Origin of the sequence: Actinokineospora spheciospongiae (genome assembly GCF_003182415.1) — a bacterium.
Taxonomy (GTDB): domain Bacteria; phylum Actinomycetota; class Actinomycetes; order Mycobacteriales; family Pseudonocardiaceae; genus Actinokineospora; species Actinokineospora spheciospongiae.
This window is the reverse complement of sequence record NZ_QHCP01000005.1, coordinates 165,116-179,606: the sequence shown is the minus strand read 5'-3', so window position 1 is coordinate 179,606 and position 14,491 is coordinate 165,116. Positions and strand designations below refer to the sequence as shown.

Sequence of the window (14,491 nt, the reverse complement as noted above, 5' to 3'; positions counted from 1 at the left end):
AGTGCTCTTGCGGAGTGGATCAACCACCATACCAACTGCTCGCGCAATCGGCCAACGGCCAACGGTCCGCATCCCCGTGGCCGCCGGGCACGACGCTGACCAGCGGTAGGGCGTACGGCCCAGCCGGATGTCCGGAGCCGCGGGCAGGCAATCGAAGTACCTGGAGGTACCCGAAAAGAGCTTTCGGAAGTGTCAACGCCGTGCGAATCCGACCCCGGGAACGCGCACCCGACCACATCTTTTCGAAGTTTCCTACGCAATGGTTGACCTGGGGATACGCAGATCCGGATAGTACGGCTATCCCCTTCCCCTGCCCTGGAGGTCATTGGTGACCAGAACTCACCGGCGGATCGCGAGCGCGGTCGCCGCGGTGGTGACGGGAGCTGTCGCGGTGGTCGTGGTCAACGGCACGGTCCAGTCCCCCGCCGAGGCGGCCGTGGTCAAGGCCGCGGCGCCCGCCCTGCCCGGCCCCCCGGGCGACGCCTTCTACGAGCCGCCGAGCCCGCTGCCCGCCGGTGAGCCCGGCGACGTCATCCGCTGGCGCCCCACCGTCGCCCCGCTGAACGCGCTGAACGCCAACGCCTGGCAGGTCATGTACCTGTCGACGAACGCCCTGGGCGAACGGAATGCGGTGACCGGCACGATCCTCACGCCGAAGTTCGCCGACACCACCAAGGCACCGATCGTGGGCTACTCGGTGGGCACGCAGGGCCCAGCGTTCAAGTGCACACCGTCGAAGGCCATCGAGCGCGGCACCCTGTATGACCAGCCCGCCATCAACGACTCCATCAGCGCCGGTTACGCGGTGGCGATCACCGACTATGAGGGCTACCGCCCGGGCGCGGCGAACAAGCCGACCTACATCGTGGGCCAGTCCATGGGTCCGGCGGTCATCGACTCGGTGCGCGCGGCGCAGCGCCTGCCGCAGACCGGCCTCAAGCCCACGGCCAAGGTCATCTTCCAGGGCTACTCCCAAGGCGGCGGCGGTGCGCTGTGGGCGGCGGAGAAGCAACCCTCCTACGCCCCTGACCTGAACCTGGTGGGTGTGGCCGCAGGTGGTGTTCCCGCCGACCTGACCGAGGTTGCCAAGGGGTTGGACGGGTACCTGGGGTTCGGGTTCCTCGCCTTCGCCGCGGTCGGCCTGGACAACGCCTACCCGGAGTTGCAACTCGACTCCTACCTCAACGACACCGGCCGCAAGGACCTCGCTGACGCCAAGCAGAACGCCTGCGTGGTGGAGTTGCTGGCCAACTACCCGTTCAAGACCATCGCCGGCTACACCACCACCAACCCCCTGACCGACCCGAAGTGGCAAGCACGGTTGGCGCAGAACAAGTTGGGGCAGAACCCGCCACGAGTGCCGGTGTTGCAGTACCACGCCTCCACCGACGAGATCGTCAACACCCCCCAGGGCGACGCGCTGCACAAGTCCTACTGCGCCGCCGGGGTCACCGAGCAGTGGAACACCTACATCTCCGATCACCTGACCGGCATTTTCGCGGGCAACGCCGACGCCGGAAAATGGATCAAGGACCGATTCGCGGGCAAGACAGCACCCAGCAACTGCTGACCGCTCCCCCGGTTCGACGGGCGCCCCACGGAGATCATTTCCCGTGGGGCGCCCGCTTGTGCCCCGGGTCGGGGTCACCCCTTGTCCCGGGGCGGGAGTGCCGCCGATACTGGGGTGGTCGGGGGTGCCGCCATGACGTGGATGTCGCGGAAGCGGAGCGCCGCGGGTGCGCCGTGCGCGCTGACCGACGTGCCCGCCCGGATCGCGGCGGAGATCGAAGAGGCCGTGCGGCGGTGCGCCCGGAACCCCGGCGGAGCGGCGCTCGCGGAGCTGGGCGCGGTCCGCGCGCGGTGGTGGCGGTTCACCGACGCGGCCGAGGCCTACGCGCGGGCGGTCCCCGTGCTGCGCGGAGCCGACCGGGGCCGAGCGGCGGTGGGTTGGGGTTCGGCGTTGACCGGGGCGTGCCGGCCGGAGGAGGGCCTGACCGCGCACCGCCTGGCCAGGGGGTGGCTGCGCTCGTCCGGCGAACCGACCACCGAGGCGGAAATCGGTGCCGCAGAAGCACTCCTGCGCCTGCACCGCCCACTAGAGGCCATCGGTTCGCTGACCCCGCTGACCCGGTCCGCGACCGCGCTGACCACCCTGGGCACCGCCCTGGCCACCACCCACCGGCTCGACGAGGCGGAATCAGCACACCGCCGCGCCCTGGACCTGACCGACGACGCGTTCGCGCACAACGGTTTCGGCACCACCCTCAGGTCACACCACCGCCACTCGGCGGCGGCCGGTGAGCACACGACAGCGCTGCGCCTCGCCCAACACCACGGCGACCACCACGCAGCCGCAGTGGCCTTCGCGGGCCTGGCCGCGGTGTCCGCCGACACCGGCGACCTCCCCACGGCCCTCACCCACCACCAACGCGCCCTCCACCACTTCCACACCCTCGGCGACCACCGCGCCGAAGCCCTGGCCCGCCACCACCTCGGCCACACCCTCCTGGCCCACCACCGCCCCACCGAGGCCGCGACCGCCCACCGCACCGCCCTGGCAACCCTGCGCACCCTCGGCGACCAGGACGGCGCCGGAACCGCCGCACTGGCCTTGGCCGAAGCCCTGGCGACCGACGGCGCCCTCCCCGAAGCCCTGGACCTCGCCGCCACCGCGACCCACCACCACGCCGAATCCGGCAACCGCCCCGCCGAAGCGCACGCCAACACCCGCCTGGCGCACCTGCTGGAGACCGCGGGCCACCTCACCGAAGCCGCGGCGGTCCACCGCACGGCCATCGAACTGCACCGGGAACTGGGCGACCCCGCCGCCGAGACCACCGCGTGGCGCTCCCTGGCCCGCGTCCTCGCCCGCGCGGGTGACCACGCGGAGGCCGCCCTCGCCCGCCGCACCGCACTGCACATCACCCACGAGTGCGCAGACCCGTCCCGCCGACGCGAATCCACCTGAGTGCGCCCGGGGAACGGTCGGTACTCGGTGGAGCCGGTGCCGCGAACCCGGGCGGGTTCAGGTGGTGCGGGCAGCGGCGAGGAAGGCGCGAATCCGGCCGTGGTCCTTCACACCACGACTCGACTCCACACCGCTGGAGACGTCCAGGCCCCAGGGGGCGACCTCGGTGACCGCGGCCCGCACGTTGTCCGGGGTCAGCCCGCCCGCCAGCAGCCAGTGGCCGGTGGGGGGACGGCCGGTCAGCGCGGTCAGGTCCCAGCGCTCGCCGGAGCCCGCCACCGGGGAGTCGAGGAGCAGCATGTCCTCGCCGTACGCGCCCGTGGTGACCTCGGTCGCCGGGGTCAGCGCGGTGGCGCGGACCAGGCGGAAGCCCTGCCCCAGCAAGTCGTCGAAAGCCGACCGCGGGTAGTCGCCGTGGAGCTGGACAGCGTCGACCCCAGAGGCGCGGGCCAGCGCCGCGACCTCACCGGTGGGCATGTCCTTGAACACCCCCACCGTGAGGACCGACGGCGGAGTGGCCGCCACCAGGCGGCGGGCGGTGGGTTCGTCGACCCGGCGGGGGCTGGCGGCGAAGACGAAGCCGACCGCGTCCGCGCCCGCCTCCGCCGCGGTCGCCACATCGGCCTCGGTGCGGAGGCCGCACACCTTGGTGAACACGCTTCGAGCGTAGCCGCAGCGGCGGACCCGGGTTGCGGGGATCAGCCCACCCGGGGGCCGAGGACGACCGGGAGGGCGCGGTACCCGTTCATGATCGCGCTCTGCTGGCGGACCAGGTCGCCCCCGGGGACGGCGAGCCGGGCGTGCGGGTGGTGGCGGGCGAGGTGGGTGAGGGCGGCCAGCGCCTCCATCCGGCCGAGCGGGGCGCCGAGGCAGTAGTGCGGGCCGTGACCGAAGCCGAGGTGGGCGGCGGCGTCGCGGCGGTCGGGGTCGAACTGGTCGGCGTCGGTGAACCGGGACCCGTCGCGGCTGCTGTCGTGCAGCCAGACCATGACGATCTCGCCCGCGGGGATGGTGATGCCCCCGTACTCGACCGGTTCGGCGGTGAAGCGGTGGGTGGACATGCGCACCGGGGAGTCGAAGCGCAGGACCTCCTCCAGCGCGCGGGGGGCCAAGGCCGGGTCCGCGCCGAGGGCGCGCCAGCGGTCCGGGTCCTCGAGCAGCCAGCGGATCGCGTTGCCGATGAGGTTGGTGGAGGTCTCGTGGCCCGCCACGAACAGCAGGAAGACCGTGGCCATCAGCTCATCGGGGGTGAGGCGGTCGGCGTTGGCCGGGTCGAGGAGGGCGGAGAGCAGGTCGGGGCCCGGTTCCGCGCGGCGGGCGGCGAACAGGTCGGTGAAGTAGCCGTGCAGCTCGCGCGAGGCGGGGACGTTGCGGGCGTTGTCGTCGTCCATCAGCGCCTCGGTGAGGCCGCGCAGCCGGTCCTGGTCGGCCTCCGGGACGCCGAGCAGGTCACAGATGACCCGGATCGGCAGCGGGTAGGCCAGCGCGTCGACGAGGTCGACCGGTTCGTCGACCGGCAGCGGGTCCAGCAGCCCGGCGACGATCCCGGCGACCCTGGGCCGCAGGGCGTCGACCCTGGCGCGGGTGAACTCGGTGCTGACCAGGCCGCGCAGCCGGGTGTGCTCGACGCCGTCCTGGAACAGCATGTGCGGGCTGTACATGCCGCTGAGCTCGGTGTCGGCGCCGATCGCGGCGAGGTGCCCGGTCATGATCCGGGTCAGGCCGGTGACGTCCTTGCTCAGCCGGGGGTCGGCGAGCGCGGCGCGGGCCCGGTCGTAGCCGGCGACCACCCAGACCCGCACGCCGCTGACCAGCTCCATCCGGTACACCCCGGCGTCCGGTCGAGCCGGGTCGGCCGGGGTCAGCGAGCGGCACCACCCGGTGTCGTCCAACGATCGGGTGACGGTCGTCTGCACGGCTCTCCTCCTGCACGCGGGCGAAGATCGTTCTCCGCATCCCCGTGTGTTTTCGGCAGGAAAAGCGCACCTGATGAGCAAAACGTCCGAAATTCACTCACTCGGCTGACAACAGTCGGCCCCGTCCGATCGGACCGCGCACGCGAACCGGCCCCGCCCTGTTCACGCCGCGGTGGACGGCACAGGGCGGGGCCGGGCGGTTCAGCGGAGGAACTTGTCCAGGGTGATCGGGAGTTCGCGCACCCGGACGCCGGTGGCGTGGTGGGCGGCGTTCGCGATCGCGGCGGCGGTGCCGGTGATGCCGATCTCGCCGATCCCCTTGCTGCCCATCGGGTTGAGCCGCTCGTCGGGGATGCCGAGCCAGTCCGCGCGGATCTCGTGGACGTCGGCGTTCGCCGCGATGTGGTACTCGCCGAGGTCGGGGTTGGCGGTGTGGCCGAGGGCGGTGTCCATGACGCTGTCCTCGTGCAGCGCCATCGACAGGCCCATGGTCATGCCGCCGACCAACTGGGAGCGGGCGGTGCGCGGGTTGATGACCCGGCCCGCGTCGAACATGCCGTAGAGCCGGGGGACGCGGATCTCCCCGGTGTCCTCGTGCACCCGGACCTCGGCGAACTGCGCGCCGTAGCCGTGCAGGGCGAAGTCCTTGGCGGCGGTGTTCTCCGGGGCGTCGGCGAAGACCTCGTCGTCGGGTTCGGGGTCCCGGCCGAACTTGTCGCGGAAGGCGCGGGCGGCCTCGACGATCGCGGTGCCCCAGGAGGCGGTGCCGGAGGAGCCGCCCGCGACGGTGGCGCGCGGCAGCCGGGTGTCGCCGATGGCCAGGTCGATCGAGTCCTGGGGGACGCCCAGGGCGTCGGCGGCGATCTGGGCGAGGGCGGTCCAGGCGCCGGTGCCCAGGTCGGAGGCGCCGATCTGCACCCGGTAGCGGTCGTCGGCGGTGTAGCGGACCACGGCGGAGTTGGCGGGCATCCGGTAGGCCGGGTAGGTGGAGGCGGCGACGCCGTAGCCGACGAGCCAGCCGTTGACCCGGCGCGAGCGCGGGCGCGGGTCCCGGTCGTACCAGCCGAAGCGGTCCGCGCCCTCGTGCAGGCAGTCGACCAGGTGGCGGCTGGAGAACGGCTTGCCGGTGGCCGGGTCGCGCTCCGGTTCGTTGCGCACCCGCAGCGCGATCGGGTCGATGCCCACCCGCGCCGCCAGTTCGTCGATCGCGGTCTCCAGCGCGAACATGCCCGGGGCCTCACCGGGTGCGCGCATCCACGTCGGCACCGGGATGTCCAGCAGGGCCAGCCGGTGGCTGGTGCGGCGGTTCGGGGCGGCGTACATCATCCGCGCCGCCACCGCCGTCTGCTCCGCGTACTCCTTGATCCGCGCGGACTCCTGCACCACGTCCACGCCGACACCGGTCAGGGTCCCGTCGGGCGCGGCGGCCAACCGGACCCGCTGGGTCATCCGCGGGCGGTAGCCGACCAGGCGGAACATCTGCCTGCGGGTCAGCGCGAACTTCACCGACCGGCCGGGCAGCATCCTGGCGGCCATCACGGTGACGACGGCGCCCGCGTGCGGTGAGCCCTTCGAGCCGAACCCGCCGCCGACGTACGGGCAGGTGACGCGGACCCGCTCGGGGTCGAGGCCGAAGACCCCCGCCAGCACCCGGCGGGCGCCGAAGACGGACTGGCTGGCCTCGAACACGTGCAGGTCCCCGCCGGTCCAGGTGGCGACGGTGGTGTGCGGCTCCAGCGGGTTGTTGTGGGTGCGGGCCGTCGTGTACTCCTCGTCGACGGTGAACGCCGCCGCGGCCACGGCGGCGTCGAGGTCGCCGTCGTCGGTGTCGGTGGGGTACCCGGCGTTGACCTTCTCCGGCGCGTGCAACCCGGCCGGGTCCGACCCGGCGGTGACGGAGAACGGCTCGGTGTCGTAGGTGACCACGACGGCCCCGGCCGCGGCGGCGGCGACCTCGGTGGTGGTGGCGACCACGGCGGCGACGACCTGGCCGCGGAAGTGGACCTCCGACGACTGCAGGACGCGCAGCTCGCCGTCCTCGGTCGACAGCTCGGGGGCGTTCTCGTGCGTCAGCACCAGTTCCACGCCGTCCATGGCCAGCGCGGCGCTCGCGTCGACGCCCGCGACCCGCCCGCGGACCACGGTGGCGTCCACCGTGCACAGGTACAGCGGGTCGGTGAGCGGCTGGTCGTAGGCGTACGGCGCGGCGCCGAGGACCTTGAGCGGTCCGTCGGCCCTGGCGACGTCGCGGCCGATGGCGTTCGGGGTGAGCTGGTCGGTCACGCGTCGTCCTCCGGTTCGGCGGCTCCGTCGGTCAGCTCGCGCAGCACCGAGACCAGGGTGTTGCGGGCCAGCGGGACCTTGAACCCGTTGCCGGACAGCGTGCGCGCGTCCAGCAGTTCGGCGTCCGCGGCGGCGCGCAGGGCGACCTCGGTGGGCGCGGAGCCGCGCAGCGCGTCCTCGGCGTGCGCCGCGCGCCACGGGCGGTGCGCCAGGCCGCCGAACACCAGCCGCAGGTCCTCCACGACGCCGTCGTGCATCCGCACCGCGGCGGCCACCGAGACCAGGGCGAAGGCGAACGACGCGCGGTCGCGCACCTTGCGGTAGCGGGCCCGGCCGCCGAACGGGGCGGGCAGTTCGACCGCGGTGATCAGCTCGCCGTGCGCGAGCACGGTGTCGCGGGTCGGGTCGTCGCCGGGCAGCCGGTACAGCCCGCCGATCGGCACCCGGCGCTCGCCGTCGGGGCCGAGGACGACGGCGGTGGCGTCGAGGGCGACCATCGCGGCGGCCAGGTCGGACGGGTGGGTGGCCACGCAGTCCGGGGAGGCGCCCAGGATCGCGTGGTGGCGGTTGTGGCCCTCGACGGCCGGGCAACCCGAGCCGGGCTCGCGCTTGTTGCACGGCGCGGTGGCGTCGCGGAAGTAGCCGCAGCGGGTGCGCTGGAGCAGGTTCCCCGCGGTGGTGGCCGCGTTGCGCAGTTGGCCGGACGCGCCGGACAGCAGCGCCTCCGACAGCAGCGGGTAGTGCGCGCGGACGACCGGGTGCGCGGCGAGGTCGCTGTTGCGGGTGCCCGCGCCGATCCGCAGCCCACCGTCGGGCAGGTGCTCGACCAGGTCGGCGGCGAGGTCGGAGACGTCGACCAGCAGCGACGGGCAGGCAACGCCCAGCTTGAGGTGGTCGACCAGGTTCGTGCCGCCCGCGAGGAAGGCGGCGTTCGGGTCGGCGGCGACGGTGGCCACCGCGGACCGGGCGTCGGTCGCGCGGCGGTAGGCGAACGGCTTCACGCGCCCACCTCGCGGATGGCGGCCACGATGCCGGGGTAGGCGCCGCAGCGGCACAGGTTGCCGCTCATCCGCTCGCGGACCTCGGCGTCGGTCAGCTCGGGGGCGGCATCGCCCTCGGTGACCGCGCTGGGCCAGCCCGCCTTGACCTCGGCGAGCACCCCGACCGCGGAGCAGACCTGCCCCGGGGTGCAGAAACCGCACTGCAACGCGTCGTTGGCGACGAACGCGCGCTGCACCGGGTGCGGCCCGTCCGCGTCGGCCAGACCGGCGGCCGTGGTGACCTCGGCGCCGTCGCGGGCCACCGCCAGCGACAGGCAGCTCACCACCCGCCTGCCGTCCACCAGGACCGTGCACGACCCGCACTGCCCGTGGTCGCAGCCCTTCTTGGGGGCCGTGACCCCGAGCCGGTCGCGCAGCGCGTCCAGCAGGGTGGTGCGGGTGTCGACGGTGACCTTCCGGTCCTCGCCGTCCACCCGCAGGGTGATGTCCGCTTCCATGGGTGCCCTTCCGATTCCCACCGGGGACACGATCATGGACCGGCCCGGGTTCAGGCGCGACCCGTTTGCCGCGTGTTCGATTGTGCCCTGCGCGAACCCCGCCGCAGCCACCACTCCACCGCCGCCAGCGGCACCACCCAGCCCAGCCAGGCGCTCAGCAGCGCCACGGTCTGCACCATGGCCGCCTCACTGCCGCCGAACAGGGTGTCCACGCGCGGACCGAGCAGGACACCCACCACCGCGCCGACCAGCCGGTTGAAGATGATCGACATGGTGAGGGTCACACTGCGCAGCATCCACACCCGGTGCTCGGCGTGGCGGCGCTGCCGGATGCGGCGGAAGCCGACGGCGGTGAAGGCCAACCACAGCAGGGCCAGCACGACGTTGCTGACGCGGGTCACGGGCCCGAACGGCGACACCGCGCCGACCACCAGCCCGGTGAGCCCGGCGGGCAGCACCCCGCCGAACACGTAGGCCCGGCCCAGGTGGCGGTGCGCGGTGCGGAAGCGGCGGCGGAACCACGGCCAGATCTGGAGGAACCCGGTCACCATGGCGACGGTGCTGAACAGGATGTGCGCGACCAGCAGCGGGTAGTGCAATGCGAAGCCCTCGACCGGCGGCACCCGCGACAGCGCCGGGTCGAGGGTGGCGTACCGCGGCAGCGACATGGCGAGGAACACCAGGACCAACGCCGCCAACGGGGCCGTCCACGGGCGCCGCCACCACGGCACCGGCGCGCGTGAGGTCTTCGGACGTGCTTCGGTGACCGCCATGGTTCCCCCTCGTGATTGCCTGTGGGGGAGAAGTTAGGGCGATCCGACCGGCGCGGACATGGAGCGCACCACCGGGTGCGGGGTGGGGGTGGCCCTACCCCCTGCGGCCGGGCGGCGGCTCCGCGTTGCTCCGCTTCCCGGCGCGCAAGCGCTTCACCCTCCCGGGAACGTGGCTCTCCGGGAGGGTGAAGACCTCGGGTGGCTCGGCGGTCAGGCGATCAGGCGGCCATGGGGACTGTGGCGACCGGGACCGTGGCGACCGGCAGCGCGGCGGTGCTGAGGTCGGGGGCGCGGTCGGGCAGGGTGGTGGTGGGGCGCCCGGCGCAGTGCACGACCAGCGCGGTGGCGTTGTCCGAGGTGCCCGCGGCGGTGGCCGCCTCGACCAGGGCCGCGGCGGCGTCGGCCGAGTACCGCAGGACCCGGGCCATCACCGCGTCGCCCAGGGCCTTGTGGACACCGTCGCTGGTCAGCAGCAGGGAGGCGGGTTCGCTGACGCGGGCGGTGCCGACGCGGTGCGGCTCGACCGTGCGGACGCTGGTGGTCACCAGGTGTTCCATCCGGGGCGTGACCGGGGTGCCGTGGTCGCGGAAGTACTGGGCGAGGGTGTGGTCGGTGGTGAGCGCGCGCAGGCCACCGGCGGTCCAGGCGTAGGCGCGGGCGTCGCCGACCCAGGCGATGTCGTAGCCGTCCGCGTCCGGCACCGCGACGACCAGCACGCAGTCGCCGGAACCCGCCTCGCGCACCTCGGCCTGGGCGGCGAGGACGGCCTCGGCCGCGCCCAGGCCCGAGCGGACCGCCGCGGCGGCGGCCACCCGGGCGGCGCGGGCCGCGCCCGGGTCGTCCCCCACGCCGTCGGCGAGGGCGTAGCGGACCCGGCCGGTGCGGGGGTCGGGGAAGGAGGCCACGGCGTCCGCGTTCACGGTGCGCTCGCCCCGGCTGCCTGCCGTCCGGGCGATCGTGCTGCTGAGCATCGCGGGCCTCCTCTTCGGGTGGTGTGATCTCCAGGGTGCTCCCGCACCCTGTGGTTCTCCTGTGGTTTCGGTGCGGCCATCCTGTGAAGTGGGCGGGGGCGGATGATGAGCTGGGCTCAGCGAATTCCGGGTTTCGTCCCCCGGTGAGCGAAACGCGCGAACCCTTGTCCGCCGGGACGCACGTTTGCCGGGGGGTGTGCGTTCCGACCGCGACTGTCACTTCGAAACCGTTGCGGCAGAGGGCATTCGGAGGATTACCAAGGCCGGGGGCAGCCGGTACCGTCGCTCGCGTCGGGGACCGGTTCGGCGCTTTCCGCGCCAGGCAACGGTTCCGCGAGCGGGAGGAGAGCGGCGCGATGACGGTGAGTGCGGTGGCGGGCGCGCGGCAGGTGCCCAGCCTGGGGTTCGGCGAGCAGGTCCGCGGGGTGCTGGCGCTGCGCGCGGGCAGGCAGGTCGACTTCCTGTCCGAGGTGATCGCCAAGCACGGGGACATCGCCTGGATTCGGATGCTGGGCATGCGGATGGCGCTGGTGAACCACCCCGCGCACTTCGAGCACGTGCTGGTGCGCAACCACGAGAACTACGACAAGGACGCCTTCCTGTTCCGCACGGTCGACCCGATCCTGCGCGGCGGGCTGATCGGCGTGGTCGGCGGGGAACCGTGGCGGCGGCAGCGGCGGCTCATGCAGCCGTCGTTCCACCGGCCGCAGATCGCCGGGTTCGTCCGGAACATGACCGAGGAATCGGCGGTCATGCTCGACCGCTGGGACGGTCAGTACGGTCCCCGCGACATCGTCAACGTCAGCACCGAACTGGGTCAACTGGCCATGCGCATCGTGTTCCGGTCGCTGTTCGGAGCCAGGGTCGGCGACCGGGGGGACATCATCGAGGGGATGTTCCTGGAGGCCAACACCATCGCCGGGGACTACTTCCGGTTCCCGGTGCCGCCGCTGAGCTGGCCCACCCGCAAGCACAACCGGCTGCGGCAGATCATCCGGCAGATGGACGGCTACGTCGACGAGGTGATCGCCGAGCGGGACGCGACCGGGGAGGAGCACCACGACCTGCTCGCCGCGCTGATGGCCGCCACCTACGACGAGACCGACGAGCACATGTCCCGCACCCAGCTCCACCGGGAGGTGCTCAACCTGATCATCGGCGGCTACGAGACGACGTCGAACTCCGTGTCCTGGTTGTCCTACCTGGTCGGCAGGCACCCGGACGTGCAGGAGCGGTTACACGAGGAGGTCGACCGGGTGCTCGGCGGGCGCGCCCCCGAGTTCGACGACCTCGCCGAGCTGCGGTACACCAGGATGGTCGTCGACGAGATGCTGCGGCTCTACAGCCCGTCGTGGCAGACGATGCGGCGGGCCATCGGCGACGACGAGATCGGCGGGTTCGCCATCCCCGCCGGGTCGGACGTCTACCTCAACGTCTACACGCTGCACCGGCACCCGGAGTTCTGGGCGGACCCGGAGGCGTTCGACCCGGAGCGGTTCCGACCGGAGGCGGTCGCCGCCCGGCCCAAGTCGGCGTACCTGCCGTTCGGGGCGGGGCCGCGCAACTGCATCGGCAAGCACTTCGCCCGCACGGAGCTGACCGTCATCCTGGCGATGATGGTGCAGCGCTACCGGATCGAGGTGCCACCGGAGCTGCCCGACGTGGAGATCTCACCGCTGATCACGTTGCAGCCCAAGGGCGGCGTGCACGTCCGGGTGACCCGCCGATGAACACCGACAGCCTGTGGGCGGCCTTCGCGCCGATCCCCCCGGAGCGCAACCCGCACGTCGCCGCCGCGCGGGACCACCTGGACCGGTGGGTCACCGAGCAGGGCGTCGTGCTGCGGCCACTGGCGCGCGAGCGGTTCACCGCCGCCGACTTCGGGTGGTTCGCCGCGGTGACCCACCCGAGCGCGGACGAGACCGGGCTGTGCCTGATCGCGGACTGGTTCGCCTGGCTGTTCCTGCTCGACGACCAGCTCGACGACGGCCTGCTCGGCCGCGACCCCGGCCGCACGGGCGAGCTGCTGGCGATGATGTTCGACGTGCTGCGCGGAACCCCGCCGCCACCGGACGCGCCCGCCCTGGTCGGCGCGCTGGCCGACCTGTGGCGGCGCACCGCGGAGCCCGCGGGCGCGGCGTGGCGGCAGCGGTTCGTCGACCACGTCATCGCGGGCGGGATGGCGGCCGGGTGGGAGGCCGACAACCGGGCGCGCGGGGTCGTGCCGGACGAACAGACCTATGTGGAGCGGCGGCGGCACACCGGGGCGATCTACGTGTGCCTGGACCTGGTGGAGGTCGTCGGGGTCGGCGAGGTCCCCGGGGCGGCCTACGCCGACGAGCGCTTCGAGCGGGCCCTGCGCGCGGCGTGCGACGTGGTGTGCTGGACGAACGACCTGTACTCCCACGACAAGGAGACCTCGCTCGGCGAGTGCCACAACCTGGTGGCCGTCGTGCGGCACGGCCGCGGCCTCAGCGTGGCCGGGGCGCTGGACCTGGTCACCGAGCGGGTCGTGGAGCGGGTGGCGGACTACCTGCGGTTCGAGCGGGCCGCCGTGGAGGTGGGCGGCCCGGAGGTGGCCGGGTGCCTGGCGGGGATGCGGTCGTGGATGCGCGGCAACCTCGACTGGTCGGCGCGCACCCGGCGCTACCGGGACGCCGCCGTCGGCTCCTACGTGGAGTCGGAACTGGTGGGGAGGCGACCGTGACCACCGCTGTCGGATTGCCGTCCGCGGTGCTGTCGGCGCGCACCCTCCTCGTCCCCGCGCTGCACCGGTGGACGGCGCGGTTGGGCGGGCACCTGAGCACCACCTGCGGCTACCAACTGGGCCTGTGCACCGCGGACGGCGCACCCACCGGGACCGTCGGCGGCAAACTGATCAGACCGGTGTTCACCCTGCTCTGCGCCGCGGCGACCGGCGCCGACCCGGCCGGGGTGGTCCCCGCCGCGGTGGCGGTGGAACTGCTGCACAACGCCTCCCTGGTCCACGACGACATCATGGACGGCGACCGCGAGCGCAGGCACCGCCCGACGCTGTGGGCCCGCTTCGGGGTGCCCGCGGCGATCCTGGCGGGGGACGCGCTGATCGCGCTGGCCTTCGAGGCGCTGGCCTGCTCGGCCCCGGTCGCCGACGTCGCCCACCTGGCCACGACGCTGCGGCTGCTGGCCCGCGGCCAGGAGGACGACCTGCGGTTCGAGCGGCTGGCCAGGGTGGGGGTGGCGGAGAGCACCGACATGATCGTCGGCAAGACGGGTGTACTGCTCGGCGCCGCCTGCCGCCTCGGCGTCACCCGACCGGACTGGCAACCCCGCTTCGAGGCCTTCGGCACCCACCTGGGCGTCGCCTTCCAACTGGCCGACGACCTCCTCGGCATCTGGGGCGACCCCGCGGTAACCGGCAAACCCGCGGGCGCGGACCTGCGCGCGCACAAGCAGAGCGCCCCGGTCGTGGCCGCACTCGCCGCCGACGTCCCCGCCGCCCGCGAACTGGCCCGGCTCTACGCGGCCCCGCTGTCGGAGGCGGACGTGGCACGGGCGAGCGCACTGGTCGAGGAAGCGGGCGGCCGAGCAGCCACCGAGGCCGAGGCGGCGCGCAGGCTCGACCTGGCCTGGTCGCACCTGGAGGACCTGGACCTCGACCCGACCGCTCACACCCACCTGCGCACCCTGGCCACCTCGGTGGTCGACCGCGACCACTGACCGCACCACCGGCACTCCGCCGCTGCGGCACGCGGTTCAGGCGAGCGCGTCGCCCTCAAGGGCTTGCCGGGCCCCGTCCGCAAAGCCGGCACCCCACACAACCGCCGGCCCGGCGAGCAACTGCCCGGGTGGGTGGATGTGCTTGCCCAGCCGACCACCCCAAGAACCGGCGGCCCGGCTACGCGGCTGCTCGAGTGGGCGGAGGCGCTTGCCCAGCCGACCACCCCACCAACCGCCGGCCCGGCGAGCGAACTGCCCGGGTGGGTGGATGTGTTTGGCCGGGGGTGGCGATCATGTGACAGCCTGCCTGGGCGGTGGGGCATCTTTTCAGCCCCACCTGACGCACTGGAGCACATGATCGCCATAGGGGCCCCGGCCAAACA

General features: G+C 73.3%; 12 protein-coding genes. 5 read left to right on the top strand and 7 right to left on the bottom strand.

All coding sequences use genetic code 11. From position 1 onward, the window contains the following. Nucleotides 1-391: 391 nt before the first annotated feature. Entirely contained in the window at nucleotides 392-1,570 is a 1,179-nt protein-coding gene (locus tag DFQ13_RS14980) for a lipase family protein (RefSeq protein WP_456049229.1), read from the top strand. A gap of 141 nt (nucleotides 1,571-1,711) precedes the next feature. Next, complete coding sequence (locus DFQ13_RS14975; RefSeq protein ID WP_146241237.1) at nucleotides 1,712-2,968, top strand: tetratricopeptide repeat protein; 1,257 nt, start codon at nucleotides 1,712-1,714, stop codon at nucleotides 2,966-2,968. 57 nt (nucleotides 2,969-3,025) lie between these two features. Here the strand turns inward: DFQ13_RS14975 and DFQ13_RS14970 are convergent, their stop codons facing one another. From DFQ13_RS14970 to DFQ13_RS33865, 7 genes are all read right to left on the bottom strand, one after another. Then, on the bottom strand, nucleotides 3,026-3,625 hold the full coding sequence (locus DFQ13_RS14970; protein ID WP_110080267.1) for a phosphoribosylanthranilate isomerase: 600 nt from the start codon (nucleotides 3,623-3,625) through the stop codon (nucleotides 3,026-3,028). Between the two features lie 41 nt (nucleotides 3,626-3,666). Further along, on the bottom strand, nucleotides 3,667-4,884 hold the full coding sequence (locus DFQ13_RS14965) for a cytochrome P450 family protein (protein ID WP_110080266.1): 1,218 nt from the start codon (nucleotides 4,882-4,884) through the stop codon (nucleotides 3,667-3,669). Between the two features lie 201 nt (nucleotides 4,885-5,085). Next, the gene (locus DFQ13_RS14960) at nucleotides 5,086-7,167 is read right to left on the bottom strand and encodes a xanthine dehydrogenase family protein molybdopterin-binding subunit (protein WP_110080265.1); all 2,082 of its coding nucleotides are present in this window, start codon (nucleotides 7,165-7,167) and stop codon (nucleotides 5,086-5,088) included. After that, nucleotides 7,164-8,168: an FAD binding domain-containing protein gene (locus tag DFQ13_RS14955; RefSeq protein WP_110080264.1), complete on the bottom strand. Its 1,005-nt coding sequence runs from the start codon at nucleotides 8,166-8,168 to the stop codon at nucleotides 7,164-7,166. The genes DFQ13_RS14960 and DFQ13_RS14955 overlap by 4 nt, the downstream gene beginning before the upstream one ends. Next, a complete protein-coding gene (locus DFQ13_RS14950) occupies nucleotides 8,165-8,665 on the bottom strand; it encodes a (2Fe-2S)-binding protein (protein WP_035290698.1) in 501 nt (166 codons plus the stop codon). Before DFQ13_RS14950 ends, DFQ13_RS14955 begins: the two co-directional genes overlap by 4 nt. Before the next feature lie 50 nt (nucleotides 8,666-8,715). Then, complete coding sequence (locus DFQ13_RS14945; protein WP_035290700.1) at nucleotides 8,716-9,438, bottom strand: DUF2306 domain-containing protein; 723 nt, start codon at nucleotides 9,436-9,438, stop codon at nucleotides 8,716-8,718. A 218-nt stretch (nucleotides 9,439-9,656) separates the two neighbouring features. After that, nucleotides 9,657-10,409 (bottom strand): PP2C family protein-serine/threonine phosphatase, encoded by a 753-nt coding sequence (locus DFQ13_RS33865; RefSeq protein ID WP_233438415.1) that lies wholly within the window; start codon nucleotides 10,407-10,409, stop codon nucleotides 9,657-9,659. Between the two features lie 356 nt (nucleotides 10,410-10,765). On the opposite strand from DFQ13_RS33865, the gene DFQ13_RS14935 reads away from it, so the two are divergent. The 3 genes from DFQ13_RS14935 to DFQ13_RS14925 are packed head-to-tail and all read left to right on the top strand — an operon-like array spanning nucleotide 10,766 to nucleotide 14,108. Further along, complete coding sequence (locus DFQ13_RS14935) at nucleotides 10,766-12,139, top strand: cytochrome P450 (protein WP_110080263.1); 1,374 nt, start codon at nucleotides 10,766-10,768, stop codon at nucleotides 12,137-12,139. Continuing rightward, nucleotides 12,136-13,116, top strand: coding sequence for a terpene synthase family protein (locus tag DFQ13_RS33860; protein ID WP_110080262.1), 981 nt, complete (start codon nucleotides 12,136-12,138; stop codon nucleotides 13,114-13,116). The genes DFQ13_RS14935 and DFQ13_RS33860 overlap by 4 nt, the downstream gene beginning before the upstream one ends. Next, nucleotides 13,113-14,108, top strand: a complete 996-nt coding sequence (locus DFQ13_RS14925) for a polyprenyl synthetase family protein (protein ID WP_181399995.1) — start codon at nucleotides 13,113-13,115, stop codon at nucleotides 14,106-14,108. Before DFQ13_RS33860 ends, DFQ13_RS14925 begins: the two co-directional genes overlap by 4 nt. Nucleotides 14,109-14,491: the final 383 nt, after the last annotated feature.

What these genes read in the sequence shown, in the direction of transcription:
- DFQ13_RS14975 (WP_146241237.1), top strand. Translation starts at nt 1,712, where the DNA reads ATGTCGCGGAAGCGGAGCGCCGCGGGTGCGCCGTGCGCGCTGACCGAC.
- DFQ13_RS14950 (WP_035290698.1), bottom strand. Translation starts at nt 8,665, where the DNA reads ATGGAAGCGGACATCACCCTGCGGGTGGACGGCGAGGACCGGAAGGTC.
- DFQ13_RS14945 (WP_035290700.1), bottom strand. Translation starts at nt 9,438, where the DNA reads ATGGCGGTCACCGAAGCACGTCCGAAGACCTCACGCGCGCCGGTGCCG.
- DFQ13_RS33865 (WP_233438415.1), bottom strand. Translation starts at nt 10,409, where the DNA reads ATGCTCAGCAGCACGATCGCCCGGACGGCAGGCAGCCGGGGCGAGCGC.
- DFQ13_RS14935 (WP_110080263.1), top strand. Translation starts at nt 10,766, where the DNA reads ATGACGGTGAGTGCGGTGGCGGGCGCGCGGCAGGTGCCCAGCCTGGGG.
- DFQ13_RS33860 (WP_110080262.1), top strand. Translation starts at nt 12,136, where the DNA reads ATGAACACCGACAGCCTGTGGGCGGCCTTCGCGCCGATCCCCCCGGAG.